Source organism: Pantoea sp. GM_Pan_4 (assembly GCF_026541005.1).
GTDB lineage: Bacteria > Pseudomonadota > Gammaproteobacteria > Enterobacterales > Enterobacteriaceae > Pantoea > Pantoea dispersa.
The window spans coordinates 97,881-124,288 of the sequence record NZ_JALNUZ010000012.1; the positions used below are offsets into that span (position 1 = coordinate 97,881).

Sequence of the window (26,408 nt, forward strand, 5' to 3'; positions counted from 1 at the left end):
GCGCGTCTCACTCGCTGCTCAGCGTGATGACTACCTTGCCGAAAGGCCCCCGGTCCAGATGGTCCAGCGCTGATGGCAGGTCAGAAAACGCGTACACTGAGTCGATCACCGGCTTTATGCCGGTCCGATCAACGGCACGAATCAGGCGTGTGAGTGCGCGACGGCTACCGGTGCCGATACCATGAAGGGTCACGTCTTTCATCATCAGCGGCATCGCCGGTGAGCTAAAGTCAAAGCCCTCAAGCGCACCGATCTGACAGATGTGCCCACCGACCGCCGCCAGCTGCACGGATTTCCCCAGATGATCGCCACCGATGACTTCAAGGATATGATCGGCGCCGTGATTGGCGGTGATGCGGTAAATTTCTTCCATCCAGTCTTCCCGGTGGCGATCCACATAATGGTCGGCACCCAGCGCTTTCGTCCGGTCGGCGTTGCTGGCTCTGCCGGAGACGATCACCTGCGCGCCATGCGCTTTGGCAATCTGCAAACCAAACAGGGCAACCCCGCCGGTACTGGGAATCAGTACAATATCGCCAGCCTGCACGCCGGCACGTTCGACCAGCGCAAACCAGGCGGTGAGACCGGCACAGGGCAATGTGGCAGCCTGAATCGGGTTAAGCGTCGTGGGGGCGGTAACCAGCCACGCTTCCGGCATAACCACATATTCAGCCAGCACGCCGGGATAATAGCCGCCCAGCGTTTTATAGGCCGGTGTGCGCGCATCGCCGGGACGCACACCGTCGATCCAGTCGGGCGTAAACGTTGAAATAACCCGGTCACCGATGCTGAAGCGGCTGACACCTTCCCCCTGGCCAACAACGACGCCGGCCAGATCGGACCCCGGTGTAAAAGGAAACGCAAGCGGCAGGCCCCGGCCATTCTCAATTACCATCTTGTCCCGGTGATTCAGGGCGACGGCTTCAACCTTCACCAGCACCTGCTGCGGGCCCGGAACCGGCATTGCGACCGTTCTCAGTTCGAGGTTATCGCGCCCGATGGCGTCTGTTTCCCAGCGCCGCATGTGTTTTGTCATCGTTAAGCCCTTCCAGGTCATTAATTTTGTTGGTGTTGTTAGTCTCCGGCTTCTGATTATGAATAACAATACGCTATAATCGACACAGGTAGTTGAGCCGGGAAGCAACAATGAAAGGCAGCGAATATAGCGAACTCCGGGCATTTGTTTGTGTCGCGGAGGAACGCAGTTTCAGACGGGCGGCGCAGCGCCTGGGTGTGTCGCCCTCCGCGCTGAGTCATACCATCCGCGCGCTCGAGGAGCGTTTGGGTAGCCGGTTACTCAACCGGACCACCCGCAGCGTGGCGCCGACGGAAGCAGGACAGGCCCTGCTCAATCGCCTGATGCCGGCTATGGCAGAGATCGCCTCGGCCGTCAGGGACGTCGGTGCCTGTCAGGACGAGCCGCGTGGACGGGTTCGCATCAATCTGCCGCGTATTGCTGCCCGCATGTTGATTGCTCCCCTGCTGCCGTTATTCAGGGAGAACTATCCGCATGTCTCTCTCGATGTGGTCATTGATGACAGCCTCACAGACATTGTCGGCGAGGGATTCGATGCCGGCATCAGATCGGGACAACTCGTGCAGCAGGATATGATTGCCGTGCGGCTGGCGCCCGACATGCGGATGATTGTGGTCGGTTCCCCGGACTACTTTTCACGCCATCCCGAGCCACAACATCCGCAGGAATTGCGCCAGCATCAATGCCTGACCTATCGCTGGGCCGATACCGGGGTGCTGCAACGTTGGGAATTTCAGGGGCCGGAAGGGGCGCACAGCGTGAATGTTGAAAGCATTGTCACCGCCAACGAAACGGATTTTGTGCTCGACGCGGCGTTAAAAGGAACCGGGCTGGCCTATATCAGCGATCAGTTCGCACAACCCTGGATTGAACGCGGCGAACTCAGGCAGGTGCTGAGCGAGTGGTCTGCGGTATTTTCAGGACTTCATCTCTATTACGTTAACAATCCCCATATGTCGGCCTCGCTGAGAGCGTTTATTGACCAGTTAAAATCCTTTGTCGCGACGAGGCGTTGAAATCAGCAAGCGCCATGCTGCTGGTCCCGCCACGAATATTAAATCACGCTAATCATTAACCCTGCTGTCGTTCCGGTTGTTACCGCCGGTACTTTCTCCCCTGCAACGCGCCTTATCCGCTACCGCCACGCTTTTAAGGCGATCTAAATTTGCAGCAAAAATTTATTCAATCATTAAATTATATTTATTATATTAGCGAAATTTTAATGTGGACTGGTTGAGGATTACAGTGCATTTAACAAGAAAATCAGTGATTAGCAGCGCTATCTCTGATGGCGTACTGACAAAAAGAACCCACAGAATGTGCAGGATACTTAATGGTATCGATCAGCGCATTAGCATTACACCGGCAAGCGGATTGATTGACTTCCTTAAAGGGATGGAGGTGACCAATGAACAGTACCGGCGCAGTGGCATCGTTAAGGAAAAACGCTCAATTTTTCTCTATAACGAAGGGCTGCTGAATCCGGAAAGCACGCTGTTTCTCGCCCGCAAAGGCCAGGATATCCTCGGCACGCTAAGTGTCATCGCCAATCACAATAACCGTCTGCCATGCAGCAAACTTTTTCGTGAAGAGATGGCCGCCCTGCAGCTGGAAAAGCGCAAAGTGGTAGAGCTTGGCACGCTGTCGGTACGCTATCAGGCAGACAGTGAAAATATTGTGTTTATGCTGTACCTGAAAATCATGATCTACACCATTTTTATTGAACAGGTGGATGACATCTTTATTCAGGTTAAAGAGAAGGTTGCTGCGTTTTACGAGCGCAATTTCCTGTTCAAACAGGTCGGCGGCACCAAAAAGCACCCGGATTACAGTGACCTTAACGCCACGCTGCTGCGCGTGGACGTGAAAAGTATCCGCGACAAAATTTATGAGCAGCAATGTTATGGCCCGATGGGCTGGCTGCGCATGCTGCGTGAACTTGGTTTACTGCAGCACTACCGCACGCTGAGCCAGCAGTGCCACAGCTGCCCGCGCTTTACGCCAGATCAGCGGGACGCGGAGCTCTATCAATATCTGTGTAATCTGTGACGGCGCCAGCCGTCTCTGCACCGTTTTCGATTTTCACACAGATCACTTGCCGGCATTGCTATCCAGGTCGTGCTGCAGGAAGAGTTCTTTTAGCCATTCGATGAAGACCCTGACTCTGGGTGATAGCTGTCGGTTACGCGGATACAGGACAGAGACGGGAGACGGTTCAGGTGGAAAGGCTTTGAGCAATTCGACGAGCGTCCCCGTCTTCAGATCATCTTCCACGTGATAACGCGGCACCTGGATGATGCCGAGTCCCATGCGCGCCACGGATACAAAGGTATCAGCCGCATTAACCGTAATTGAAGTTTTGATCGTCGTGGTGATGCGCTTGCCGTCCACCCTGAATACCAGCGGCAGGATGCCGCTACTGCCCGTGGTGCGGAATCCGATCATCCTGTGGCCGGAATGCAGTTCATCCGGATCCGACGGAAGTCCGAACCGGGAGACATAACCGGGCGAAGCGACCGTGACCTCTTCCAGCGTGGCGACGCACCGTGCGATCATATCGCTGTCCTGCGGCGTTCCGACACGCAAAACACAATCAATTCCCTCACGCACCAGATCGACCAGCCGGTCACCCTCGCTCAGATAGATTTCGATATCAGGATAAGCTTCGAGGAAACAAGGTAGGTGCGGCAGAACAAAATGTCTTGCCAGCGAGCCATGAACATCGACACGCAGCAATCCCTTCGGCCGGGCGCCGGCAAACGCGCCCTCGGCATCCTCGATATCGTCCAGTATAGAAACGCAGCGCTTGTAGTAGGCTTCACCGTCCAGCGTCGGGCTGACGTGACGCGTGGTGCGTTCCAGTAGCTTAATGCCCAGGCGCGACTCAAGTTGCTTAATCGCGTCCGTTACGGTCGAGCGTGGCAGGCCGAGGTCTTCCGCCGCCCTTGTGAAGCTGCGGCGCGCTACCACACGCGTGAAAACTCGCATCGTATCAATTCTGTCCATGATATTGTTCGTCACTATCGGATTCTTATGCCAGATAATGACTGATTATCCGGAAATGATACAGTGCTAGATTTTCTCCGTGTTCAGGCGCGATACCGCGCGAAAATCGGAGAATATCTATGTCCACTTCAGAGAAAGTAGCAATCGTAACCGGTGCATCCCGCGGAATTGGTGCCGCCATTGCCAGGCAGCTTGCTGCGGACGGCTTTGCCATCGTGGTGAACTATGCCGGCAACGCAGAGGCCGCTGCCGCCGTGGTTGAGGAGATCGAAGTCGCCGGTGGCAGAGCCATCACCGCGCAGGCGGACGTTGCTGATGCCATCCAGGTCAAACGCATGTTCGATTTAGCCGAATCTGCGTTTGGCGCTATTGATGTGCTCGTCAATAATGCCGGCGTAATGATGCTGTCTCCGCTGGCCAGCGCCGACGATCAGAGTTTTAGCAAGCAGATCGACATCAATCTGAAGGGAACGTTTAACACCCTGCGCGAAGCGGCAAACCGCCTGCGTTCTGGCGGGCGCATCATCAACTTCTCCACGTCGGTTGTCGGGCTTAAGCTTGAGAATTATGGCGTCTATGCCGCGACCAAGGCGGCCGTCGAAACACTGACAACCATCATGTCCAAAGAGATGCGCGGACGCAGCATCACCGTCAATGCCGTCGCGCCCGGTCCGACTGCGACCGACCTCTTCCTCAACGGGAAAAGCGATGAACTGATCGCGCGCATGTCCAACATGAATCCGCTGGAGCGTCTCGGCACGCCTGAGGATATCGCCAGTGTCGTTTCTTTTCTCGCCGGACCACAGGGCAGCTGGATGAACGGACAGATCCTGCGCGCCAATGGCGGAATGGTCTGAGCCGCAAACTGCAGATTGAGTCAAAGGAGTACTGTTATGTCTCAGAAGATTATCCTTGTGACCGGATCGTCAAGCGGCTTCGGTCGCCTGACCGCCGAAGCGCTGGCTCGTGCTGGCCATACCGTTTATGCATCAATGCGGGATATTGCGGGTCGTAATGCCGCAAATGTCCGCCAGTTAAGCGAACTCTCCACGCGGGAGGGAATTGACCTACGCCCGCTGGAACTTGATGTTCAGAGCGACATATCGGTTGATGCTGCCATTGAAACGGTAATATCCGACGCCGGCAAGCTCGATGTGGTGGTACACAATGCTGGCCACATGATGTTCGGGCCGGCCGAAGCCTTCCCGCCAGAGCAGTTCGCCCAGCAGTATGACGTTAACGTGCTGGGAACGCAGCGCGTCAACCGGGCCCTACTGCCGCATATGCGCTCCCGCCGTGAAGGCCTGCTGGTCTGGATTTCCAGTTCCAGCGTAACCGGCGGCACGCCGCCCTATCTGGCCCCTTACTTTGCCGCCAAAGCGGCGATGGATACGCTTGCCGTTCAGTATGCGCGCGAGCTCAGCCGATTCGGCATTGAGACAACAATCATCGTGCCGGGAGCCTTTACCAAAGGGACCAACCATTTTGCCCATTCAGGAAGTCCTGCCGACACCGGACGTGTCGCGGAATATGAAGCAGGTCCTTATGCCGGATTCGGAGATGTTGTGCAAAAGGCCTTTGCGGAGATAGTGCCGGAAGATGCCGATCCCGCGCGCGTTGCAGCACAGATTGCCGATGTTGTCGGTATGCCGTTTGGTACGCGTCCATTTCGTGTGCATAACGATCCGTCCGAAGACGGCGCGAATATCGGCTTTGCGATCATCGACCGTTTGCGCGCCGAAATGCTACATCGGGTTGGATTGTCCGATCTTCTGACGCCAGCGAAAGCACCGTCGTGTGAAGGGTAACAGGCGTGACCGGCGGGATCGCTCGCCGGTCGCTTTACCAAACAGGAGCGCCGGAAATGCACACCGTTGTCACCCTTATCTGTGGTTTTGCACTATTTGGCATCTTCCTGACTTTTGGATGGCTCTGGCATTTAGGCCCCTTTCCCAGTGAGTTAACCACGAAAAGTTGCATCGCCGTCTGGGTGATAATCGCATTCATCAACATGTGGACAGGTATCAACAAAGCCGGCTATGCGTTCAGTGAAGAATTGTCCGTACTGCCGTACGTGTTGCTGCCGCCGGTCATCGCTGCCGGTTTTGTGCTGCTTCTCTGGTAAATTGATTACAAGTAACCAGCAAGCATGACTAATGACGTAAGCTGCTGTTTTAAAGTTAAGTTAACTAACATCGAAACATGATTCGCAGATGGCGATTTATCGCCTGTTTTCGGGTAAACTTACCGGTGATGTTATGGTGAATTTTAAGGATGAAATCCATGAAAATTAGCGAAGAATCACTGCTGGAGTCCGGCTTCAGTCATAAAGATATCCAGAAAATCAAAAGCAATGTGGAAAATTTTGGGGGAACTCTTGATGAAGTGGTTCAGGATTTAGCAAAACGATTCAATGTAGCTAAGTGGATAACTATTATTGCTTTTTTAATCCTGATTTTTACATCTGTTTTATCTACAAAAAATAACACTCTCTCTCTGGCTTTTGCGTTAATTGTAGGGTTACCTTTTATCTGGTGTTTGACGCCCGCCAAACTCGCCTTTAAAGCCTGGCGGTATAAAAAACATGCTTCCGGGATTAAGGGCGATCTGTAATTGTCATCAGATCAAAAATAACTTTGGCCTTCACGCCGTATCCAACAATTTTCATGGTTAGTTTTGGCCGACTTAACGTACTGACTTTCCTGTAATAATCGATGGGCATATAGCGAAATAGCCTCCATGCTCCAGGCTTTCTTATTAAGCCTAAGATGCTGTAAGCGTTAGCAATAAGTGAGATTGATTTATATACGCCTAATCCACTTTTAGAACTAAAACCCATAAATTCAGCCGTAGACATAGCAGCATTGGCAGCGAACCCTTCAGATGAAGAATCATGAAGTACCTGATGGCTAAATTCTTTACTAAGGCCATTGAATCCATCCACAACGAGTATTGCGCCAGCCAGCACACCCAATGGATTAGCGCTAGCCAGTAGCGTTGTTCCTAAAGCTATTTCTGCGCCCGAAAGCACTACATTCACAGCAGAAATCACATAACCGACAATTTTGTTATTTTCCCGGACGAACTCCACTTTGGCGTAAAGTTTCGCAGTATTCCTGCGCAGCATTTGTCCCTGCTCTGCAAGATTTTCGGTCTCTGCCCTGAGATTTTTTACGCAGGCCATGCACTCTTCATCAGACTTTGCGCGCCGGGCAATCGAGAACTGCTCTTCAATCACATCCCTTATTTCCTGCACAAACTGGAGTCGTGTAAGTCCATCCCTGATGTGAAACCCGGCTTCACGGTTAGCCGTTTCAATCAGCTTACGGGCCTCAAGATTGACCATCGATTCTGCCCAGGCCCTGTTGCGCCCATTTGAACGCATCATTGCGAGTAGTGCTTCATCCATTTCACAGTTCCTTTGATTAGCCGATGATTCGATAATACTTAATCAGATCCCTCTTAACATGAGAAGTTATTTTGGACCGCCAGGTTTACGCCTGTCCAGAATCCCTTAGCGTTAGCTTGCGTTCTGTTAAACCTCAGCCCCCGGTTTGAATAGAAGGCGCTAGTCAGCCTTACCGGCACGTTAGCCGAACGCGGCGCCATTACATCAATCACTAAGAGTATGTTGTAATTAATGCATGTCATTGCCGCTTACATCTGGCATTGCTGCAAATCCGGCTGCAGCTCCTATGCTGTAGGGAGTCATTAACGTGCGGATATGAGGTATGCATGAGTTTACTGTTTAGCGCGACGCAGCTTGGCGAGTTGTCGCTGGAAAATCGCATTGTGATTGCACCGATGTGCCAATACTCAGCGGAAGAAGGTCAGGCAACGGCCTGGCACCGCATTCATCTCGGCCAGCTGGCGCTCTCCGGCGCGGGACTGCTGATTATCGAGGCGACGGCGGTGGAAGCCATTGGCCGTATCACGCCGGGCGACCTGGGGTTATGGGACGACGCGACAGAAGCCGCGCTGGCCAGCGTGCTGCAGGACGTGCGGCGCTACGCTACCCTGCCGATTGGCATTCAGTTGGGTCACGCCGGGCGCAAAGCGTCCTGTGCTGCGCCATGGCAAGGCGGTGCGCAGCTCTCTGAGGAACACGGCGGCTGGCAGACCGTCGCGCCGTCTGCGCAGCCGTTTGGACAGGATGAGCGTCCGCCGGCCGCACTCAGCAAACAGGATCTGGCGCAGCTGAAACAGGCTTTTGTCGATAGCGCCCTGCGCGCGGTACGCATCGGCATTCAGTTGGTCGAACTGCATGCTGCGCACGGCTATTTGCTGCACCAGTTTCTGTCGCCGCTCAGCAACCAGCGTGGCGATGAATATGGCGGCTCATTAGAGAACCGTCTGCGTTTCCCGCTTGAGGTGTTTAAGGCGCTGCGTGCTGCGCTGCCGGCGGAAATCCCGGTTGGCGTGCGGCTGTCTGCCACCGACTGGATCGAGGGCGGCTGGGATAATCAGCAATCGATTGTTTTCAGCCAGCAGCTCGAAGCCGCAGGCTGCGCCTACATTCACGTCTCCAGCGGGGGCCTGGCACCGCAGCAGCAAATCAGCGTGGGCCCTGGTTATCAGTTGCCGTTCGCCCGCGAGATTCGCCAGCAGGTCTCGATTCCGGTGATTGGCGTGGGGCTGATTACCGAACCGAAACAGGCCGAGCAGGCGCTGCAGGAGCAGGATGCCGATTTGATCGCGCTGGCACGCGCGGTGCTGTATGACCCACGCTGGCCATGGCACGCCGCCGCCGAACTGGGCGCGCAGGCCAAAGCGCCGCCTCAGTATCTGCGTTCCGAACCGCACGGCCTGAAAGGCACCCTGATCAGCAACCAGTAGCTTCCCTGACCGGCAGCCGCCCGGTTGCCGGTTCTGCTCTGGGAAATTTCACAGATTTCAGCCCATTGTGCGCGACCGCACTGTTTTCGTCTTATGCTTTCCCGGCCAATTAACCAAAAGGAAGATGAGATGAAATTGCAGCATTATTTACTGGGCGGCGCGCTCTGTGCTTTCAGCGTGAGCGGCCTGGCCGCTGAGATGAAAAATCCACTGAGCGTGCATGTGCTGAATCTGCAAACCGGCGTACCGACCGCAGGTATTGAGGTCGAGCTGGATAAGAAACAGGGTGACGAGTGGGTGAAACTGGCGCAGGGCACCACCAACGAACAGGGGCGTATTCCGGCGCTTTACCCGGCGGGCCAGAAGGCGCAGACCGGGATTTACCGCGTCATTTTTAAAACCGGTGACTATTACAAAAAAAACGCTCAGCCGACCTTCTTCCCGGAAATCCCGGTGATGTTCAACCTGGATAATGCCGATCAGCACTACCATATTCCACTGCTGCTCAGCCAGTACGGCTACTCCACCTATCGCGGCAACTAAGCAAAAAAGGCGCTGCGGACGGTATATTTATACCAGTACGTTTTGTTGAACCGTTGCCTCGTTAAGCGATTGAATCAGGCAGGAGAACCTCTATTTCGTTTCTCCTGCCCATTTCCGGGTAAGCCTGTTTTTTTCGACTGGTGTGATTGCTATAGCGTGCTGGCTGACGCATTAAAAACTGCCTGACTCAGCTTTCGCGCTGCGCTGGGTTCTGTGAAATCCAGCGCTCTGTTTTCGCTCTGCTTTCATCGGTTGCCGGGTTAAAGAGCATCATCGTTAAATCCGGCCTGCCTTCAACAGAAAAGGTCGAGAACTCCAGGGCAATCGTCCCCATTTGCGGATGATGCAGCACCTTAAACCCTTCGCCATGCCCGGCCACATCGTTGTTACGCCACAGGCGGGCGAAATCAGCACTTTGAGCGGATAGCTCCTCAACCAGTCGATCAATTTCCTCTGAAGCCCCCAGGCGCGCGGCATCCGCCCGAAAGGCGTTGACGATGAGACGGGCAACGCCCTCCCAGTCGTCTTGCATCCCCCGCGCTTCCTGATCGGTAAACAGCAGGCGCAGAATATTGCGCCGCGCGGGCGGAAGTTGCCCGTAATCCTTCAGCACAACCGTCGCCGGGTGATTCCATGCCACCACATCCCAGGTGGCGGTTTTAATAATCGCCGGAATCGTCAGGCTTTCCAGTACGCGTTGCAGCCGTGGGGTTATGCTGTCGGAACGACTTACCCGGTTTTCTGGCGGATGCCCAAACGCGAGGATAAACAGATGATCGCGCTCGGGAGACGTAAGCCGCAGTCCGGCAGCAATGCGGTTCAGTACCTCACGCGAGGGGGCTCCCCCGCGGCCCTGCTCGAGCCAGGTGTACCAGGTCGGGCTGATATTCGCGAGCTGGGCAACTTCTTCGCGGCGCAGGCCCGGTGTACGGCGGCGGCCGGGCAAAAAACCAAACGAAGCCGGGTCAATTGCCAGACGGCGTGCCCTTAAAAACTCACCCAGCGGATTTTCAGAAAGCAGCGTCATAAATCACCCTGTTAATGTTTATACCCTGATAACCTCACTACTTTAATAGTAAAAGATCCGCGCTTACGCTGTCGCACTAAATCACTCAGGAGACAGGCTATGCGTATTTTTATAACGGGTGCGACGGGCTTTATCGGCTCACGCGTTGTATCGGCCCTGCTGGCTCGCGGCCATCAGGTGACCGGTCTTGTACGTTCAGAAGAAGCAGCTCAGCAGTTAAACGATAAGGGCGCGACAGCCCAGCGCGGTACGCTGGAAGATCCCCAGGCGTGGATTGCTGGCATTGACCAATGTGATGCGGTGATCCATACCGCTTTCGATCATGATTTCAGTCGTTTTGTCGATAATTGCGAAAAAGACCGCCGCGTTATTCGCGCGATTGGCTCTGTGTTGCAGGGCAGTCAGCGTCCGCTGCTCATCACTTCTGGTACTGGAATGGGTGATGACGGCAGCGGCCAGCCCGCTCTTGAGCAGAATTTCAACCCGGCACACCCTAACCCACGCGTCGCCTCGGAGCTGGAAGGTACTAAGCTCCTTGAATCGGGAATCGATCTACGTGTGGTGCGTTTACCTCAGGTTCACAACACCGAACGTCAGGGATTAATCAGCTATTACATCGCTCTTGCCAGGGAGAAAGGCGCGGCAGCTTATATCGGCGGAGGTGAAAACGCCTGGTGCGCGGCACACGTTGATGACGTCGCCGGGCTGTACGTAAAAGTGCTTGAGCAAGGCGAACGCGGCAAACGGTATCATGCGGTAGCAGAGGAAAGCATTGCCTCACGGCTGATTGCTGAAACCGTGGCAGCAGGGCTGGGTATTCCTGCCGTTTCGCTGAAAGCCGATCAGGCCGCGGAGCATTTCGGCTGGTTCGCCGCTTTCGCCAGGCTGGATCTGCGTGCCAGCGGTGCCTGGACGCGGCAGCAGCTCAACTGGCAGCCCAACGGACCGGGTCTTATCGCTGATTTAAGCAGAGTGAATTATTCAACCCAGTCGTAGCCCCAGCGCCAGGTAGCGGCGCAATTCAACGCGCAATTTACAACGGCGCGGTGGCCAGATTAGCGCGATAAATCGCGCCGCTACGATACGAATAGTGCAGCCTCACCTCTGAACCCCATGGCTCACGCCACTCAGGCCGCAGCAAATTGCGGTAATACACCCAGCCAGCTCAGCGTCCATGCCAGTACATTCAGCGCGCCGAAAAGCAGCACCAGACCAATCGCCAGTGACGTACGCGGCCGATCGGCAAAGCGCTGTTGCGCACGCCGCGCCAGCAGCGCCGGAATAATCACCGCCCACAGCGTGGCAAACAGGCCGGCAAAACCGATGGCGGCGACGAAGCCATGTGGCCACCACAGCGAAGCGAGCAGCGGCGGCAAAAATGTCAGGCAGGCGGTTTGCAGCCGCGCGCGCGGGGAATGCCCCCAGCCGAGGCGGTCGGCGATGAAATCAAACAGGCCTGCCGTCACGCCGAGAAACGAGGCTATCACCGCAAAATGAGAGAACACCGACATCATCAGCGACAACGCGCGCACGTGCAGATGATCGCGCAGCGCGGCCATCAGCGCGGCAATATCTCCACCCTGCTGCACGATGTCAGGAAACGCGGCGCGCGGCAAATTCCCCATGGTGCAGACAATCCAAAACAGGTACAGCGCCAGCGACATCAGCGTGCCCAGCACCAGCGCGCGTGTCACCGGCGACTCGCGGCGCTGATAATAACTCACCAGCCCGGTGATGTTACCGTGATAGCCAAAAGAGGCCAGACAGAACGGCAGCACGCCCAGTGCGTAAGGCCAGTAGCTGTCTCCCGGCGCGGCGGCGGCGAACAGCGAGGGCACGTCAACCTGGGTTAACAGTCCGCCGAACAGCAAAATCAATAGCAGGATTTTTGCCAGCACGCAGAACGTCATCAAACGACTGACGCCGGTGGTGCCGAGCCACACCACGGCGGCGACACACAACGTCAGCGCGACTTTGGCCCCGGCGGTTGAGAGCGGCACGCCAAGCTGATTCAGCGAGTGCTGGTAAACCGGACCGCTGGCTGAAATATAAGCGTAGGTGAGAATGCCCAGCACAAACAGGATGCTAAGGCCATTGATGCTGGCCCAGCCGCGCCCAAGCAAATCGCGCGTCAGCGTATCGTAGCCCGCGCCTGGCGGATAATGCAGGCTGACACGCATAAACAGCAGCCCGGAGAGCAGCATTGCGCCCCAGCTTATGCCCAGCATCAGCAGCGCCCAGCCAAACCACGCTCCGGCCATCACGATCGGCAACGTAAACATACCGGCGCCCACTACCGTCCCACAGATGATCATGGCGCCCCACCATACCGAGGGCTGGCGGCGCGCCATTACGCTCTCCGTCATTACACTTTTCCTTGCACAGCATAAAGGCGGCGATGATACACGGGATTGCTAACAAATGTGAGGCGCGGGCGGTCACTGACGGGAAGACAGCTGTCAACAGGTGACAATGTCACATAAAGGCGCACCGGTTAGGGTGCGCCAGCCGCGATGTGGCGGGATTAACGATAAAAAGCCGGACGTGGCGGCATGGTAATCGGGACAATGTCACCGTTGTTCTGTGCCGCAACACAGGCATCGGCCGCCACGGCGGCGGCATAGCCGTCCCACGCCGACGGGCCTGTCATTTTGCCCGACAGCACGTTGTTAATGAAATCCTGCAGCTCAACGTCATACGCAGCGATAAAACGCTTTTTCCAGTCGGTCAGAATGCCGGTGGAGAGCTGCGCCGCATGGCGGGTTTGCACCGACATCGGTTCAGGCAGGCGGGCAATGCCGCTCTCGCCAACCACCTCACACTGAATGTCGTAACCATAGGCACAGTTCACGAAGATCTCGACATCAATGCGGATACCCTTCGCGGTTTCCAGCAGCACAATCTGCGGATCTTTCAGGTGCGATGACGCGTGGCGGGTCTTGCGTGGGTAAATCACCTGCGCGCTGACATAATCATCGTTCAGCAGCCAGCGCAGCACGTCGAGTTCATGGATCAGCGTATCGGTGATCGCCATATCGGTGGTGTAAGCATCGCCGACCGCCGGATTGCGATGCGCGCAGTGCAGCATCAGTGGCTCACCCAGGGTGCCGCCGTCGATAACTGCTTTCAGCGCGCGATAGCCGCTGTCGTACGGTCGCATAAAACCCACCTGCACCAGTTTTTTGCCTGCGGCAATTTCCGCTTCGACAATATTCATACAGCCCTGCGCGGTCACTGCCAGTGGCTTCTCGCAGAATACCGCTTTGCCGGCTTTGATGGCTGCCAGCACAAACTCTTCATGCGTCGGGCCCCACGAGGTAACCAGAATGGCCTGCACCTCCGGCGCGGCGATTAAATCGTGCGCGTTGTCGTAAATCTCCGCCTGCAAGCCGAGCTCGCTAATCACCTGCTCACAGCTGCTGCGATTGATATCATTAAGCGCGACCACGCGCGCATGCTGCAGCACCTGGCTGCAACGACGAATGTGTTCACGGCCGATAGCGCCAGTGCCGATTACACCAATATTGAGTGTCATGCGAGGTTCCTTCAGCAAAATGCCGGATTGGTTAGTGATTGAGATAGTCAATGCTGCTGCGGATTTCACGCGCAATATCCTCGGCACTCCAGCTCTCCATCACCGAAGAAAACGGCTCGAAAGCATAAACACCGCGATAGCCCATCTCTTCCAGGCGCTGCACCTGCTCGCGGGATTTCAGCAGGTCATCCGCGCTCAGCATGATGCGCTCTTCGTCGGTGAGTTGATGAGTCGGGCGCGCATCCGTTACGCCAGAGAGATGCACCAGGCCGATGTGATTCACGTCTACGCCACCGGCAAAATCCTGTTCGGCGCCTTCGTACAGGTGATGATGGAAGGTATCCAGCACGATGTTAAACGGCACGCCGGCCTGAGCGATAAGCTGCTGCGCCAGCGCGGCGGAGCGCAGTGAGCTCTGCGGAAAACCGAGCGGTTCAACCAGCCCGGCAACACCATATTCGGCAAACAGCGGCGCCAGGATTTGCAGCGCCTGTACGGTTTGCTCATTACTCACCGGCGTCCCATCATTGAGCGGACAGAGCACCAGCGCTTTCGCCCCGGTGGCGCGCGCATCGGCTAACAGCGCGCGCGTTTTTTCCAGCACCGCATCATCTAACTGGTTGAAGGGATACACCGCGTTGATGGTTTCGATCTCAAGCTGATGCTGCGCTGCCAGGCGACGCACTTCCTCACCGCCTGCGCCGTCGGTCACGCTGCCGCTTTTCATATCATTGCGTATTTCAACTTTATTTAATCCCAGCTGTTCCACCAGCGCGAAGAATTCCGCCATGCTGAGATGAGGGGCAATTTTACGGTTAACACAGAATCGGTCACTGCTTATTTTGTAGGTCATGATCTTTCCTGGATAATAATCACTGGGTAAGGTTCTGTTTGCTGCAAGGTACTGACATGCCCTGATAGTAAGTTATCTTTTTTGCCCGCTCTGCGGCTTCTTTGAGTGATTTACATCAGCCTGAGCGCAATCTGATCGCCCTCACATTTAGCCTTTGCCGTCATACAGTTCATAGAAATAGTGTTCGACCTGTTCCAGGCTGCGCCCTTTGGTTTCCGGGATAGCGCGCAGTACAAACAGGGCGCCGCCGATCCCGATCACAGCGAAAGTCAGGAAAGCGCCAGCCAGGCCAAAGGCGGCCAGCAACAGCGGGAAGGCCATGGAAATGGCGAAGTTGGCAATCCACAAGGCAAAAACGGCACCGCCCATGCAAATGCCGCGCATGCGCGCCGGGAAGATTTCCGACAGCAGCAACCAGGTGACCGGTGACAGCGCGCCCTGCTGAAAACATAAAAACATCAGCATTCCGGCCAGTACCAGATAGGCACGCAGCAGATTAACCGCACCACCGGCGTGATACTCCGGCATTAGCAGGCACACCGTGGCGATAAAGAACAGGCAGGCGGTACAGCCCATCTGCCCTATCAGAACCAGCGGACGACGACCAACCTTACCGATTATCACGATCCCCACCAGCGTCATGATTACCGAGATCACGCCGTTGGCGATGGTGGCGAACAACGCCGCATCGTTGCTCAGGCCGGTAGCAGTGAGCATGGTTGGCGCGTAGTACATGATGGTGTTCACACCGGTCAGCTGCTGGATGGCGGCAATGCCAATTCCCAGTAAAAACACTTTGCGCAACCATGGCGTGCGCAGGTCACGCAGGCGACCTTTGCCTTGCTGGCGATGCTCTTCGATGGTCTCTTCGATCTCCTCCAGTTCCCACTCTACGTCCTCCGCCGCCCGGGTTTTCTCCAGCACCCTGCGCGCGCCAGCGGTGTTGCCGCGCATGACGTGCCAGCGTGGACTTTCCGGCATAAAGATCATCCCGATCCACAACAGCACGGCGGGTACGGTGGAGATGGCCAGCATCCAGCGCCAGGTATGTTCGCCACCCCAGATTTCATTGAAGGTCGCATTGGAGACATAGGCCAGCAGCTGGCCAGAGACAATCATCAGCTCCTGCAGCGTCACCAGTTGACCGCGTTTATTCGCCGGGGCAATTTCCGCGATATACACCGGCACGGTGGCAGCCGCCCCGCCAATGGCAATACCAAGAAACAGGCGTGACGCAATCATCGTCACCACATCAGGTGCGAAGGCAGAGCCGACCGCGCCGAGGGCAAAAATAAAGGCCAGCGTGATGATGATTTTGCGGCGCCCGAGGGCATCCGCGAAGTGCCCTGCCAGCAGCGCGCCAAAGGCAGCGCCGAACAACAGTGAACTGGTCACCAGCCCGGTAGTGAACGGCGTGAGATGCAAATCACTCCGCATGAAGAGCAGCGCACCGGATACCACGCCGGTATCGTAACCAAACAGCAGCCCGCCGAGTGTCGCCACCAGCGCGATGACTTTTACGAAGGGTTCGGTTTTTGTTGTGCTGTTGGGGCCGGACGCGGTGTTGGTGGAGAGATAAAGTTCTTTTTCCATAATACCTCCTGGTAAAAAATGCGTTAGGAAAAGCGTCAGAACAAAGCAGCGCGTCCAGGCTATCGGCATTTTTATTTCATGTTAATTTATATTTGAAACCTGCTTTTCAAATTGTGAGTTCAAGCCTTTTGACCGGTTTATTTTGATGGATTTACATCAGCCGAAATAAGGAGAATGGAGATTGGGCGAGGTGGTTATGGAAGCACAGCAGATCGGCCCCTTTACGCCGGGAGTCGCCACGCTTTGTGATCAATCGCGCAACAACTGCACAAACCTTCTTGTATGGTAGTCGCTCTTTCACCTCTTCAGGATTTGTCATGGCCTCTTCAACTGTTGCTCAATCTGATACCGCTGAAGCTCACCCTAAATCATTGATTCGCCGCGTCGCCAGCGCCTCGGCGATAGGCACGGCGGCAGAGTATTACGACTTTTTCGCTTACGGTACGGCAGCGGTACTATTCTTTGGCCATCTGTTCTTTCCCAGCCACGATCCGCTGGTCAGCACACTCGCTGCCTTCGCCACTTATGCGGTTGGCTTCCTCGCACGTCCTATTGGCGGCATGGTGTTTGGGCACATCGGCGACAAAGTGGGACGCAAAAAAGCGCTGGTGGCGACCATCCTGATCGTGGGCCTTGGCACGTTCTGCATTGGTCTGCTGCCAACCTACGAAAAAATTGGCGTCTGGGCCCCGGTATTACTGATTGCCATCCGCTTGCTGCAGGGGTTTGGCGTCGGCGGTGAACAGGCGGGCGCGGTATTAATGACAGCCGAATATGCGCAGCCTTCCCGGCGCGGTTTCTTTGCCAGCTGGGTGCAGATTGGCGCCCCGGTCGGGTTTCTGCTGCCGCTGGCGCTGTTCGCTGTGCTTAATGCCGCGCTGAGCGCGGAGCAGATGATGGACTGGGGCTGGCGCGTGCCTTTTCTGCTCAGCGCGCTGCTGGTGATTGTCGGCCTGTTTATTCGCCTGCGCATTGATGAATCGCCGGTCTTCGCCGCCATTCGTGAAACCAAAGCGGCAGAATCCAGGCCGTTAAAAGAGGTGCTGCGTGGTAATCCACGGCTGGTGGTCAACGGCGTGGCAGCGAAACTGATCGAAGCCTGCGCCTTCGCCCTGTTTACCGTCATCATCCTTGCCTGGGGTAAGGCTAATCAGCTTGATGCCGGCATTTTGATGAACAGTATGATCGTCGCGGTGATCCTCGAAGTCCTGGCGATCCCGCTGATGGGTGCCCTTTCCGACCGCATCGGTCGCAAGCCGGTTTACCTGATCGGCACGCTACTGATCATGCTCTCGATCGTGCCCTTTTTTCTCGCGCTGGCGCACAATAGCTACTGGCTCACGCAGCTGGCGATGATCGTGGCGCTGACGCTGGGCCACAGCATGTGTTATGCCCCGCAGGCGTCATGGTTCCCCGAACTGTTTCCCACGCACATTCGCTGCAGCGGTATCGCGGTGATCTGGCAGATCGGTTCGCTGATCGGCAGCGGCGCACTCGGACTGGTGGCGGTGAAGATTCTGCAGGCGACCCACGGCCACTGGTATGGTCTGGCGCTGTATGTTGCAGTGCTGGGGGTGATTTCATTGTTCGGCCTGCTGCGTTTGCCGGAAACGGCGCCAGGCCGCCGCCAGGGTGAATATCACCCGTGGCAGCAACATTAACGGTTAACGGCGCGGCAGCGCCACGCACAGCAGGCCGCAGACGATCAATATGACGCCAGCAAGACTGCTCCAGCGGAAGGTTTCATGCAAGGCTGGCAGGGAAATGGCGGCCAGCCACACCAGCACATAGCTCAGACTGAGCAGCGGATAGAGCCGGTTGAGCGGCAGCCGCCGCAGTGCCAGCAGCCAGCACAGCATCGAGCAGCCGTAGGCCGCCAGTCCGCCGATTAACGGTATCAGACCGTGCTGCCACGGTAGCGCGGTCCATGTATCCAGCGGTGGCAGCGCGAGCATTGCCGTGCGCAGCAGCAGCTGCGCCAGTGACACCAGCAGCACGCTGGCCAGCGCCAGCAGCCAGCCCTTCACAGGTGGCTCCCCATCAGCGCCACCCCGGCAACGATCGCCAGCGTACCCAGCCACTGCCGCCGCGTGTAGGTCTCACGCCAGATGACGCGCGCCGCCACCGCCACCAGCACAAAATTCAGGCTCAGCATCGGGTAAGCCACACTGACCGGCACGGTGCGCAGCACCACCAGCCACAGCAACATCGCCGTCCCCAGCAGCAGCAGGCTGAGCACCAGCCAGCCGAACAGGCGGTGCCCGCCGCAGTGGGCCGCCTGTTTCTGGCACAGCTGGGCGGCACAACTGAGCAGGCTTACCAGCAGGATCAGCAGCAGATTCATGGTGTCGCGTTGTAGCCGTAGTAGACCAGCCGTCCCTGCTGATACACATCATCCGGCACCGGCAGATGCGCATCCGCTTGCTTTTCGTCAGAATTTAGCAGCAGCACCAGCGCTACCGGACCCTGTCGGCGATGCTGGCGCAGCCAGTCGGCGAAAGCTTCCCCGTCGACGTAGCGCGTTTTTGCATCGGGATAACCCAGTCCGTACTCCAGCTCACCTTTTTCATCGAAGAAAGTGATATCGCTGCGGCGCAATTCCCATGCGACCGCAGAAGCGATGCCGGAATTGTCCACCACCAGATAGCGGCTCTGCGCCAGCTGAGGCCGAACGGCGCTGACGAAACTCTGCGGCTGTTTGCTGTCACGCACCTTTTGCGGGATAGCCAACCCGACCAGCAGCGCCAATGCCAGCGGGCAAAGCGCAGCCAGTTGCCAGCGGCCTGTTTTCAGGCTTAGCCAGCCCATCACCGCCCAGCCGGCAAATGCCAGCGCAGCGCACAGTACCCGCAGCAACTCATCGCGCGCGTACACCGGATGGTGCGCCAGCCCCCAGGGTGCCAGCACCACCACGACCAGCAGCGTGGCGCCCAGACCAAACAGCAGGTTGATCCAGCCATTTACCACCAACGCCTGTTTCAGGCGCGCGGTGTTACCGTGCGCATAATGCGCCATCAACAACGCCAGCGGCGCAAAGCACGGCAGGATATAGGTCGGCAGTTTGCCTTTGGCGATGCTAAAGAACAGCAGCGGCAGTACAACCCAGCTAAGCAAATAGATCGCGGCCGTGTGCGGTTGACGCTGTCGCCATGCGCCGCTCAGCGCGCCCGGCAGCAGGCCGAGCCACGGCAGACAGCCTGCCACCAACACCGGCAGGTAATACCAGAACGGGGCTTTGTGCTGCGCATCGCTCTCCGCGAAGCGCTGAATATGTTCGACCCAGAAGAAGTAGTGCCAGAAATCGCCTTCCTGATGCTGAATGGACAGCGCCCAGGGCGCGCTGATCGCGGCCGCCACCAGCACAGTAAGCGGGCCCCAGCGCAGCAGTTCGCCAAAACGTCGCTGCCAGAGCACCCAGGGCACAATCGCCAGCACCGGCACCGCCAGCGCCAGAAAGCCTTTGGTCATGAACCCCATGGCACAGGCCGCGCCGAGCAGCATATACCCCGTCAGCCGCTGTGAGGTACTGTGCGCCTGCGCAGCAAACCAAAAGCTGCACATCGCCGCCACCAGCCACAGCAGCAGAATCGGATCGAGCACGGCATAGGTGCCAATGCCGTAAACCAGCAGCGAGGTAAGAAAGATAACGCTGGCGGTCAGGGCAATGTTGCGGCTGGCGAACATCCGCTTGCCCAGCCAGTAGATCAGCAGGGCACTCAGCGTGGTACAGATAATCGCACCGGCGCGCACGCCAAAGTTATTATGCCCAAATATCAGCTGGCCAAAATTATTGATCCAGTAACCGGCAATCGGCTTCTCGAAGTAGCGCAAATCAAAAAAATGCGGCACCACCCAGTTACCGCTCAGCAGCATCTCGCGGCTGATTTCGGCATAGCGGGTTTCATCCGGCTGCCAGAGATCGCGGAATGGCACCGGGATCAGATAATAGAGAGCAAAAAGCGCTATCAGCAGCACTATGCGGGTGCGGCTGCGCATCGGTGTTTCCATACTTGGGTCCTGTAAAATGTTAACTCTGGCAACCCAGCCAGCCTTCCCGGCCGGCAATGTGCCCGCGCACCACATGGCCCTGTGGCAGCGTACTGAGATCGTCCGGCAGCAGCTCGCTCAGCGGACAAAACCGGATGCCCTGCTGCTGCGCGCGCGTCAGCAGATCGGCAAAGGCGGGCAAACCGACAATGCCTTCGACCTCTGCGTGAATGGTATAGACCGGCGTACCGCTGGCGGCATGCATCTGCGCGAGAATAAAGTCGTTAAACCTCTCCGCGCTGACCTGCTGGCCCACCACTTCATCCCACGTTGGCAGGGTTACCGGAATTTGCACCGTGCCGAGGCTGCCATCGCTGAGGCGCGGAATGAACGGCCCGCTGCCGCGACAGTCGCTGTTATAGCGAAAGCCAAACGGCTGCTTGGCATCCAGTACCCGGCTGTCGGCGCGCCAGCCTGCCACTGCAGAGCAGGTGACACTGTCACCCAAAATGGCTTCCAGCGCCACTTTACCGCGCGCAATCTGCGCATTCAGCTGCTGTGGCGACCAGACGCCAGCCCAGGTCTGCCAGGAAAAGTGATCCCAGGCATGTAAGCCCACTTCATGATGATCTGCCGTGGCGCGAATAATCGAAGCCAGCCCTTTGCCTATTTCGCGGCCCGGCCAGGCGGTACCGGCCAGTAAAATATCCCAGCCGTACAGCGAGGCCGCGCGTGATCTCAGCATTTTCCACAGAAAGCGCGGCTTCATCAGGCGCCACAGGTGGCGCCCCATGTTGTCCGGCCCGACGCTGAAGAAGAAGCTGGCCTGCAGCTGATGCAGGCTGAACTGCTGCAGCAGCGCCGGTACGCCCAGTTGCGTGCCGCGCCAGGTATCGACATCAACACGCAAACCCACTCGCTTCATGGCTTTTCCTGTAGCTCAACGGTGCGCAGGAAGAAGTCCAGCGTATTGTCGATGGTGGTATCCATCGCCACGGTTGGCGTCCAGTCGAGCAGGCGGCGGGCGTTTTTAATCGACGGCTTGCGGTGCTCCACGTCCTGATAGCCTTTGCCGTAATAGCTGCTGCTCTCTACCTCACGGAAACCGGCAAACGGCGGGAAGCGATCGCGCAGCGGGTGGCGCTCAAAGCTGGCCAGCAGGTGTTCCGCCAGCTCTTTAATACTGGCTTCGTTCTCCGGGTTACCAATGTTAACGATCTGGCCATCGCAGTTGTTGTGTTTGTTCTCGATAATGCGGAACAGCGCTTCGATACCGTCGCGAATATCGGTGAAACAGCGCTTCTGCGCGCCACCGTCGATCAGCTTGATCGGCGAGCCTTCCACCAGATTAAGGATCAGCTGGGTGATGGCGCGAGAACTGCCGATACGCGCGGCGTTGAGGTTATCCAGCCGCGGGCCCATCCAGTTAAACGGACGGAACAGCGTAAAGCGCAGCCCCTCTTTTTCGCCATAGGCCCACAGCACCCGGTCCAGCAGCTGTTTCGATACCGAATAGATCCAGCGCTGTTTATTGATCGGTCCGACCACCAGGTTGGAGTGATCCTCGTCGAAATGCTGATCGGTGCACATACCGTACACTTCGGAGGTCGACGGGAAAATGATGCGCTTTTTATACTTCACGCAGTCACGAATAATCTTCAGGTTCTCTTCGAAATCCAGCTCGAACACGCGCAGCGGATTACGGGTATATTCGATCGGCGTGGCGATCGCCACCAGCGGCAGCACCACGTCACATTTCTTGATGTGATACTCAATCCATTCAGAGTGGATGCTGATATCCCCTTCGACGAAGTGGAAGCGCGGTTCATCCAGGAAGCGGCTGATGGCATCGGAACCGATGTCCAGGCCATAAACCTCAAAGTTATCATCCTGCAGCAGGCGTTCGGTGAGATGGTTGCCGATAAAGCCGTTTACGCCGAGGATCAGCACCCGCGTGCGGCGTTTCACCGCAGCAACCGGCTGCGAATAAAGCAGCGCACCCGGCACCATGCCCAGACTCTGCGCCAGCTGGCTGCCGTTCATGTAAACACCGTTGTCGCTCTGCCCGGTGACCACTTCGAGCGCGCCCTCGCCGCAGGCAATCAGGAACGGCTCAACTGACAGCACCGTGCCCGGTTTGGCGCTGGGCGCATCCTGGTGAACCCGCCCTTTCCACACCACGAATTTCACCGTGCCGGCATACGCAAACGCACCAGGCCAGGGATCGGTGACTGCACGCACCAGGTTATTCACTTTAGCCGCCGGCAGCTCCCAGTTGATGCGGCCATCCTCCGGCGTGCGGCGACCAACCACGGTCGCTTCCGCGTCGTTCTGCGGCGTGGCGGCAATCTCACCGCGCTTCATCGGCGGCAGCGCGCCTTCCAGCAGCTGGCCGGCGCAGGCCACCAGCTTACGGTGCAGCGTCAGCGCATTATCCTGCGGGTCAATCGCCACGCGCTGCTGCGCCACAATGTCGCCGGCATCGGCACGTTTCACCATGCGGTGCAGCGTTACGCCAGTCTCCGTCTCGCCGTTGACCAGCACCCAGTTAAGCGGCGCACGACCACGGTATTTAGGCAGTAGCGAACCGTGCAGGTTAAACGCGCCGACCCGCGCGCAGTTCAGGATCGTGTCGCTCAGCAGTGCGCGATAGTAAAACGAGAAGATAAAGTCCGGCTGCATGGTGCGGATGCGATCCACCCACAGCGGATGATTAGCATCTTCCGGCGCATAAACCGGAATGCCCTGCTCAGCCGCGAGGCGTGCCACCGAAGGAAACGCATGGCTCTCCGGCGAGGTGTCCGCATGGGTAAAGATGGCACTGATTTCATAGCCTGCGTTCAGCAGCGCAGTGATGCCTGCACAGCCCATTTCGGCATAGGCGAAGACGATAGTTTTCATTGCTTAATTTCCTGTACAGACGGGGCATCTTGTTGCGGATGGATAACACGTTGAATGAAGTAGCGCGGACGGGCGCGTACGTCGTTATAAATACGACCGATGTATTCGCCCAGCAGGCCCATGCCGACAAACTGCGCGCCGACAAAAATAAACAGCACGGCAAACAGCATGAACACACCGTCACCGGCCCAGCTGGCACCGAGGAACAGGCGCAGCACAATCAGGATCAGAGAAAAGGCGAAACCGGCCAGCGCGATTAAGCTGCCGACAATACTCAGCAGACGCAGCGGCGTGGTGGTCAGGCAGGTCACCAGGTCATACATCAGGTTGATCAGCTTCATGAAGCTGTATTTGGAGTCGCCAAACTCACGCTCGGCATGCGTAACCGGCAGTTCAATGGTGCGGCGCGCGAAGGTGTTCGCCAGAATCGGGATAAAGGTGCTGCGTTCGTGGCAGTTGAGCATCGCATCGACAATGTGACGGCGATAGGCGCGCAGCATGCAGCCATAATCGCCCATGGCTTTGCCGGTCACACGCTGAATCAGGTGGTTGATGGTGCGTGAAGCGCGGCGACGGAACCAGCTGTCCTGACGGTTCTGACGCACGGTGCCGACCACGTCGTAGCCCTGCTGCGCGGCTTTGACCAGGTTGGGGATCTCCTCCGGCGGGTTTTGCAGATCGGCATCCAGCGTAATGATCACATCACCGGAAACATGGCTGAAACCGGCCATAATCGCTGAGTGTTGCCCGTAGTTGCGATTCAGCAGCACGCCGACCACGTGACTGCCCGGCATATCCGCCGCATCGGCGATCATCTGCGCGGAGCGGTCGGCGCTGCCGTCATCCACCAGTAAGATTTCATAGTCAAGGCCGAGCGTGCGGCAGGCAGCGTCGGTACGGCGCACCAGCTCCGGCAGGCTCTGTTCTTCGTTGTACACCGGGATCACCACGGAGACTTTGCGAATCGGTTTTTCTTCCAGCATCTCAGGCTCCCGCAAGGTGGCGTAAGGCAGCAATCACACGCGTTACATCGTCATCGTGCATGTCGGGGAACAGGGGCAGCGAGCAGATACGTTCACTGTTCCATTCGGTGGCCGGCAGCGAGAGCTGCGGATAGCGTTCACGGTAATATTTGTGGGTATGCGCGGCGCGGAAATGCAGACCGGTGCCGATGTCATGGATTTTCAACTGCTCCATCAGCGCATCGCGACTGATACCGCAGCGCGTTTCATCCACGCGAATGATAAACAGATGCCACGCATGCTGATGCGGCCACGCCGGCTGCACCAGCGGCAGCAACGGCGTATCTGCCAGCTCGCGCAAATAGCGCGCGGCGATGGCCTGGCGACGTGCATTGATGGCCGGCAACTTTTGCAGCTGCACCAGCGCAATCGCGGCGTTGATGTCTGGCAGGTTGTATTTAAAACCGGGCATGATCACTTCGGCCTGCGGTTTGCGGCCATGGGTATGACGATCGTAGGCATCGACGCCGAGGCCGTGGAATTTCAGGCTGCGCAGGCGGTCAGCCAGCTGCGCGTCATCGGTCACCACGATGCCGCCTTCGGCGCAGGTGATGTTTTTGATGGCGTGCAGCGAGAAGATTGCGGTGCCCTGCTGGCCAACGTGCCGGCCTTTGTAATAACAACCTACCGCGTGGGCCGCATCTTCAATGAGCGGGATATTGTGGCGCGCGCTGACGGCGCGAAGGGCGTCGATATCCGCCGGCGCACCGGCATAGTGAACCGGCACGATGGCGCGGGTGCGCGGCGTAATGGCCGCTTCGATCTGTTCTGCGCTCACCATCAGGTTATCGCGATCCACATCGATCATCACCGGCGTAGCGCCCAGCAGCGTAATGATATTGAGCGTAGAAACCCAGGTCAGCGACGGGGTTATCACCTCGTCGCCGGGCTGGATACCCAGCGCCATCAACGTGACGTGCATGCCTGCTGTAGCGGAGCTGACGGCAATGGCGTGCTGGTTGCCGGTGAGCTGGCAAAACGCCCGCTCCAGCGCAGCATTCTGCGGTCCGGTGGTAATCCAGCCCGATGCAAATACCGCCTGCACCGCGGCCAGTTCTTCCTCACCCAATGCCGGGCGCGAAAACGGAAGGAAACTCATAAGATAACCTTACTGTTGTGCCTGAAAACATGCTGAAAAATAAAACAAGCGTTATTGCCGCGCATGACAACCTGATGAAACACGCTGTAACCTTTTGTTTAAACGTTACTTAAACGAGTGTGTTCGCAGGGCGGCTGTCATCTGCGCGCAATAAAACTTAAGCAGGTCTGTTTTATCGCTATAAGAAACCAAAATACGGGGGAAAACTTAACTGAACATTAAATGGCAAAGCGGCACGCTGACTTTTTTACGTGATGTTGAAGATTGGTAGAAGATTGCGCGCCGGGGCCGGAAATCAGCATCGGGTCAGACATCATGGGTCGGCTTTACGATACAGGGCAATTAAAGTTGCTATTTTTCAATGCATTAACTAAGAGACTATACTGTTCTTAAGGTTATCCTAAGGTTGGCTGCTTATTCTTCCCTGGGATAGTGACGCCAGAGGCTGGACAGGAGAATGATAATGAGAACCGCGACTGACAGACTTTCACAGGCAGCACTGCGCCGGCATCACATTGGCGTGAAAACAAAAGGATTGCGTTTCCGCGGTGAGCTGTATGTGTTTCGCTATAACGCCGGCCATTACGACGTGTTTCGCAACAGCGAATGGGTGATGTCGCTCGCCACCAGCAATGTGCTGGAAGCCATGCAGCAATTTAAACAGAGCCAGTAAATTCGCTGGCGCATAGATAAGGTTAATATCTGTCTCCGCTGGCGTATTGATTAGATTGTTGCCCGCCTCAGCTGGCGCATTGATTGGATTTTTGCCTGTCTTCGCATCGATTTGGTCATTGCCAGCCCGTAAATTCACGCATCCCTGCTTATATCTCCTCTGTTCTCTGGAACCCGCTCGTAAATCCTGCTGCAAATCGCTGCAACGCCGCTTTGCTGCTCGCCACGCCGTCTCCACCGGCGTATTGTGCCTCTCGCACACCGGCCATGGTTGACGACAGATCGCGGTGCGCATCAA

The 26,408-nt window shown here is 57.0% G+C and carries 26 protein-coding genes; 11 read left to right on the forward strand and 15 right to left on the reverse strand.

What is annotated here, in order from left to right; genetic code table 11:
* Positions 1 to 7: 7 nt before the first annotated feature.
* Entirely contained in the window at positions 8 to 1,036 is a 1,029-nt protein-coding gene (locus OXR61_RS19645; protein WP_267412523.1) for an NAD(P)-dependent alcohol dehydrogenase, read from the reverse strand.
* Between the two features lie 110 nt (positions 1,037 to 1,146).
* Here OXR61_RS19645 and OXR61_RS19650 point away from each other — a divergent pair, with 110 nt between their 5' ends.
* Positions 1,147 to 2,052, forward strand: coding sequence for a LysR family transcriptional regulator (locus tag OXR61_RS19650; RefSeq protein WP_021509400.1), 906 nt, complete (start codon positions 1,147 to 1,149; stop codon positions 2,050 to 2,052).
* 385 nt (positions 2,053 to 2,437) lie between these two features.
* Complete coding sequence (locus OXR61_RS19655) at positions 2,438 to 3,085, forward strand: hypothetical protein (protein WP_155519933.1); 648 nt, start codon at positions 2,438 to 2,440, stop codon at positions 3,083 to 3,085.
* Positions 3,086 to 3,127: 42 nt separating this feature from the next.
* Here the strand turns inward: OXR61_RS19655 and OXR61_RS19660 are convergent, their stop codons facing one another.
* Complete coding sequence (locus OXR61_RS19660; protein WP_021509398.1) at positions 3,128 to 4,042, reverse strand: LysR family transcriptional regulator; 915 nt, start codon at positions 4,040 to 4,042, stop codon at positions 3,128 to 3,130.
* Positions 4,043 to 4,161: 119 nt separating this feature from the next.
* Here OXR61_RS19660 and OXR61_RS19665 point away from each other — a divergent pair, with 119 nt between their 5' ends.
* From OXR61_RS19665 to OXR61_RS19680, 4 genes are all read left to right on the forward strand, one after another.
* Positions 4,162 to 4,899, forward strand: coding sequence for an SDR family oxidoreductase (locus OXR61_RS19665; protein WP_021509397.1), 738 nt, complete (start codon positions 4,162 to 4,164; stop codon positions 4,897 to 4,899).
* A 36-nt stretch (positions 4,900 to 4,935) separates the two neighbouring features.
* Positions 4,936 to 5,850: an SDR family oxidoreductase gene (locus OXR61_RS19670; RefSeq protein WP_021509396.1), complete on the forward strand. Its 915-nt coding sequence runs from the start codon at positions 4,936 to 4,938 to the stop codon at positions 5,848 to 5,850.
* Positions 5,851 to 5,906: 56 nt separating this feature from the next.
* Entirely contained in the window at positions 5,907 to 6,167 is a 261-nt protein-coding gene (locus OXR61_RS19675; protein ID WP_021509395.1) for a hypothetical protein, read from the forward strand.
* 158 nt (positions 6,168 to 6,325) lie between these two features.
* Complete coding sequence (locus OXR61_RS19680) at positions 6,326 to 6,655, forward strand: hypothetical protein (RefSeq protein ID WP_021313845.1); 330 nt, start codon at positions 6,326 to 6,328, stop codon at positions 6,653 to 6,655.
* On the opposite strand, the gene OXR61_RS19685 is transcribed toward OXR61_RS19680, so the two are convergent.
* Complete coding sequence (locus OXR61_RS19685) at positions 6,639 to 7,451, reverse strand: DUF4225 domain-containing protein (RefSeq protein WP_021509394.1); 813 nt, start codon at positions 7,449 to 7,451, stop codon at positions 6,639 to 6,641. The two genes, OXR61_RS19680 and OXR61_RS19685, sit on opposite strands and share 17 nt — an antisense overlap.
* Positions 7,452 to 7,777: 326 nt before the next feature.
* Here OXR61_RS19685 and OXR61_RS19690 point away from each other — a divergent pair, with 326 nt between their 5' ends.
* Together OXR61_RS19690 and uraH are read left to right on the forward strand one after the other, a co-directional pair.
* The gene (locus tag OXR61_RS19690) at positions 7,778 to 8,878 is read left to right on the forward strand and encodes an NADH:flavin oxidoreductase/NADH oxidase (protein ID WP_021509393.1); all 1,101 of its coding nucleotides are present in this window, start codon (positions 7,778 to 7,780) and stop codon (positions 8,876 to 8,878) included.
* A 129-nt stretch (positions 8,879 to 9,007) separates the two neighbouring features.
* Positions 9,008 to 9,421: a hydroxyisourate hydrolase gene (gene uraH / locus OXR61_RS19695; RefSeq protein ID WP_021509392.1), complete on the forward strand. Its 414-nt coding sequence runs from the start codon at positions 9,008 to 9,010 to the stop codon at positions 9,419 to 9,421.
* Positions 9,422 to 9,608: 187 nt separating this feature from the next.
* On the opposite strand, the gene OXR61_RS19700 is transcribed toward uraH, so the two are convergent.
* Complete coding sequence (locus OXR61_RS19700; protein WP_021509391.1) at positions 9,609 to 10,448, reverse strand: helix-turn-helix transcriptional regulator; 840 nt, start codon at positions 10,446 to 10,448, stop codon at positions 9,609 to 9,611.
* Positions 10,449 to 10,547: 99 nt separating this feature from the next.
* Here OXR61_RS19700 and OXR61_RS19705 point away from each other — a divergent pair, with 99 nt between their 5' ends.
* Positions 10,548 to 11,444 carry an SDR family oxidoreductase gene (locus OXR61_RS19705; RefSeq protein ID WP_021509390.1) on the forward strand — a complete coding sequence of 299 codons (897 nt, stop codon included), beginning with the start codon at positions 10,548 to 10,550 and terminating at the stop codon, positions 11,442 to 11,444.
* A 131-nt stretch (positions 11,445 to 11,575) separates the two neighbouring features.
* Here OXR61_RS19705 and OXR61_RS19710 read toward each other — a convergent pair whose 3' ends face one another.
* The 4 genes from OXR61_RS19710 to OXR61_RS19725 form a co-directional block, all read right to left on the reverse strand.
* Positions 11,576 to 12,814, reverse strand: a complete 1,239-nt coding sequence (locus OXR61_RS19710) for an aromatic amino acid transporter (protein WP_021509389.1) — start codon at positions 12,812 to 12,814, stop codon at positions 11,576 to 11,578.
* A gap of 158 nt (positions 12,815 to 12,972) precedes the next feature.
* Positions 12,973 to 13,983: a Gfo/Idh/MocA family oxidoreductase gene (locus OXR61_RS19715; RefSeq protein WP_021509388.1), complete on the reverse strand. Its 1,011-nt coding sequence runs from the start codon at positions 13,981 to 13,983 to the stop codon at positions 12,973 to 12,975.
* A 31-nt stretch (positions 13,984 to 14,014) separates the two neighbouring features.
* A complete protein-coding gene (locus OXR61_RS19720; RefSeq protein ID WP_021509387.1) occupies positions 14,015 to 14,836 on the reverse strand; it encodes a TIM barrel protein in 822 nt (273 codons plus the stop codon).
* 147 nt (positions 14,837 to 14,983) lie between these two features.
* Positions 14,984 to 16,429 carry a sugar porter family MFS transporter gene (locus tag OXR61_RS19725; RefSeq protein ID WP_021509386.1) on the reverse strand — a complete coding sequence of 482 codons (1,446 nt, stop codon included), beginning with the start codon at positions 16,427 to 16,429 and terminating at the stop codon, positions 14,984 to 14,986.
* 317 nt (positions 16,430 to 16,746) lie between these two features.
* On the opposite strand from OXR61_RS19725, the gene OXR61_RS19730 reads away from it, so the two are divergent.
* A complete protein-coding gene (locus OXR61_RS19730) occupies positions 16,747 to 18,090 on the forward strand; it encodes an MFS transporter (protein ID WP_031280082.1) in 1,344 nt (447 codons plus the stop codon).
* Between the two features lie 3 nt (positions 18,091 to 18,093).
* Here OXR61_RS19730 and arnF read toward each other — a convergent pair whose 3' ends face one another.
* Genes arnF through arnB form a run of 7 tightly spaced genes read right to left on the reverse strand, consistent with a single transcriptional unit; the run spans position 18,094 to position 25,438 of the window.
* Complete coding sequence (gene arnF / locus OXR61_RS19735; RefSeq protein ID WP_021509384.1) at positions 18,094 to 18,456, reverse strand: 4-amino-4-deoxy-L-arabinose-phosphoundecaprenol flippase subunit ArnF; 363 nt, start codon at positions 18,454 to 18,456, stop codon at positions 18,094 to 18,096.
* Complete coding sequence (gene arnE / locus OXR61_RS19740) at positions 18,453 to 18,773, reverse strand: 4-amino-4-deoxy-L-arabinose-phosphoundecaprenol flippase subunit ArnE (protein WP_021509383.1); 321 nt, start codon at positions 18,771 to 18,773, stop codon at positions 18,453 to 18,455. The genes arnF and arnE overlap by 4 nt, the downstream gene beginning before the upstream one ends.
* Positions 18,770 to 20,425: a lipid IV(A) 4-amino-4-deoxy-L-arabinosyltransferase gene (gene arnT / locus OXR61_RS19745; RefSeq protein WP_021509382.1), complete on the reverse strand. Its 1,656-nt coding sequence runs from the start codon at positions 20,423 to 20,425 to the stop codon at positions 18,770 to 18,772. Before arnT ends, arnE begins: the two co-directional genes overlap by 4 nt.
* A gap of 31 nt (positions 20,426 to 20,456) precedes the next feature.
* Complete coding sequence (gene arnD / locus OXR61_RS19750; RefSeq protein WP_021509381.1) at positions 20,457 to 21,341, reverse strand: 4-deoxy-4-formamido-L-arabinose-phosphoundecaprenol deformylase; 885 nt, start codon at positions 21,339 to 21,341, stop codon at positions 20,457 to 20,459.
* Complete coding sequence (gene arnA, locus OXR61_RS19755) at positions 21,338 to 23,317, reverse strand: bifunctional UDP-4-amino-4-deoxy-L-arabinose formyltransferase/UDP-glucuronic acid oxidase ArnA (RefSeq protein WP_021509380.1); 1,980 nt, start codon at positions 23,315 to 23,317, stop codon at positions 21,338 to 21,340. The genes arnD and arnA overlap by 4 nt, the downstream gene beginning before the upstream one ends.
* Positions 23,314 to 24,300 carry an undecaprenyl-phosphate 4-deoxy-4-formamido-L-arabinose transferase gene (arnC, locus tag OXR61_RS19760; RefSeq protein WP_021509379.1) on the reverse strand — a complete coding sequence of 329 codons (987 nt, stop codon included), beginning with the start codon at positions 24,298 to 24,300 and terminating at the stop codon, positions 23,314 to 23,316. The genes arnA and arnC overlap by 4 nt, the downstream gene beginning before the upstream one ends.
* A gap of 1 nt (position 24,301) precedes the next feature.
* Positions 24,302 to 25,438 (reverse strand): UDP-4-amino-4-deoxy-L-arabinose aminotransferase, encoded by a 1,137-nt coding sequence (gene arnB, locus OXR61_RS19765; protein ID WP_021509378.1) that lies wholly within the window; start codon positions 25,436 to 25,438, stop codon positions 24,302 to 24,304.
* 463 nt (positions 25,439 to 25,901) lie between these two features.
* Here arnB and OXR61_RS19770 point away from each other — a divergent pair, with 463 nt between their 5' ends.
* A complete protein-coding gene (locus tag OXR61_RS19770; protein ID WP_021509377.1) occupies positions 25,902 to 26,111 on the forward strand; it encodes a hypothetical protein in 210 nt (69 codons plus the stop codon).
* Positions 26,112 to 26,408 lie beyond the last annotated feature (297 nt).

Excerpts from the sequence above, each read along its gene's own strand:
- OXR61_RS19645 (WP_267412523.1), bottom strand. The coding sequence starts at position 1,036 with ATGACAAAACACATGCGGCGCTGGGAAACAGACGCCATCGGGCGCGAT.
- OXR61_RS19650 (WP_021509400.1), top strand. The coding sequence starts at position 1,147 with ATGAAAGGCAGCGAATATAGCGAACTCCGGGCATTTGTTTGTGTCGCG.
- OXR61_RS19660 (WP_021509398.1), bottom strand. The coding sequence starts at position 4,042 with ATGGACAGAATTGATACGATGCGAGTTTTCACGCGTGTGGTAGCGCGC.
- OXR61_RS19665 (WP_021509397.1), top strand. The coding sequence starts at position 4,162 with ATGTCCACTTCAGAGAAAGTAGCAATCGTAACCGGTGCATCCCGCGGA.
- OXR61_RS19670 (WP_021509396.1), top strand. The coding sequence starts at position 4,936 with ATGTCTCAGAAGATTATCCTTGTGACCGGATCGTCAAGCGGCTTCGGT.
- OXR61_RS19675 (WP_021509395.1), top strand. The coding sequence starts at position 5,907 with ATGCACACCGTTGTCACCCTTATCTGTGGTTTTGCACTATTTGGCATC.
- OXR61_RS19680 (WP_021313845.1), top strand. The coding sequence starts at position 6,326 with ATGAAAATTAGCGAAGAATCACTGCTGGAGTCCGGCTTCAGTCATAAA.
- OXR61_RS19685 (WP_021509394.1), bottom strand. The coding sequence starts at position 7,451 with ATGGATGAAGCACTACTCGCAATGATGCGTTCAAATGGGCGCAACAGG.
- OXR61_RS19690 (WP_021509393.1), top strand. The coding sequence starts at position 7,778 with ATGAGTTTACTGTTTAGCGCGACGCAGCTTGGCGAGTTGTCGCTGGAA.
- uraH (WP_021509392.1), top strand. The coding sequence starts at position 9,008 with ATGAAATTGCAGCATTATTTACTGGGCGGCGCGCTCTGTGCTTTCAGC.
- OXR61_RS19700 (WP_021509391.1), bottom strand. The coding sequence starts at position 10,448 with ATGACGCTGCTTTCTGAAAATCCGCTGGGTGAGTTTTTAAGGGCACGC.
- OXR61_RS19705 (WP_021509390.1), top strand. The coding sequence starts at position 10,548 with ATGCGTATTTTTATAACGGGTGCGACGGGCTTTATCGGCTCACGCGTT.
- OXR61_RS19710 (WP_021509389.1), bottom strand. The coding sequence starts at position 12,814 with ATGACGGAGAGCGTAATGGCGCGCCGCCAGCCCTCGGTATGGTGGGGC.
- OXR61_RS19715 (WP_021509388.1), bottom strand. The coding sequence starts at position 13,983 with ATGACACTCAATATTGGTGTAATCGGCACTGGCGCTATCGGCCGTGAA.
- OXR61_RS19720 (WP_021509387.1), bottom strand. The coding sequence starts at position 14,836 with ATGACCTACAAAATAAGCAGTGACCGATTCTGTGTTAACCGTAAAATT.
- OXR61_RS19725 (WP_021509386.1), bottom strand. The coding sequence starts at position 16,429 with ATGGAAAAAGAACTTTATCTCTCCACCAACACCGCGTCCGGCCCCAAC.
- OXR61_RS19730 (WP_031280082.1), top strand. The coding sequence starts at position 16,747 with ATGGCCTCTTCAACTGTTGCTCAATCTGATACCGCTGAAGCTCACCCT.
- arnE (WP_021509383.1), bottom strand. The coding sequence starts at position 18,773 with ATGAATCTGCTGCTGATCCTGCTGGTAAGCCTGCTCAGTTGTGCCGCC.
- arnT (WP_021509382.1), bottom strand. The coding sequence starts at position 20,425 with ATGCGCAGCCGCACCCGCATAGTGCTGCTGATAGCGCTTTTTGCTCTC.
- arnD (WP_021509381.1), bottom strand. The coding sequence starts at position 21,341 with ATGAAGCGAGTGGGTTTGCGTGTTGATGTCGATACCTGGCGCGGCACG.
- arnA (WP_021509380.1), bottom strand. The coding sequence starts at position 23,317 with ATGAAAACTATCGTCTTCGCCTATGCCGAAATGGGCTGTGCAGGCATC.
- arnC (WP_021509379.1), bottom strand. The coding sequence starts at position 24,300 with ATGCTGGAAGAAAAACCGATTCGCAAAGTCTCCGTGGTGATCCCGGTG.
- arnB (WP_021509378.1), bottom strand. The coding sequence starts at position 25,438 with ATGAGTTTCCTTCCGTTTTCGCGCCCGGCATTGGGTGAGGAAGAACTG.
- OXR61_RS19770 (WP_021509377.1), top strand. The coding sequence starts at position 25,902 with ATGAGAACCGCGACTGACAGACTTTCACAGGCAGCACTGCGCCGGCAT.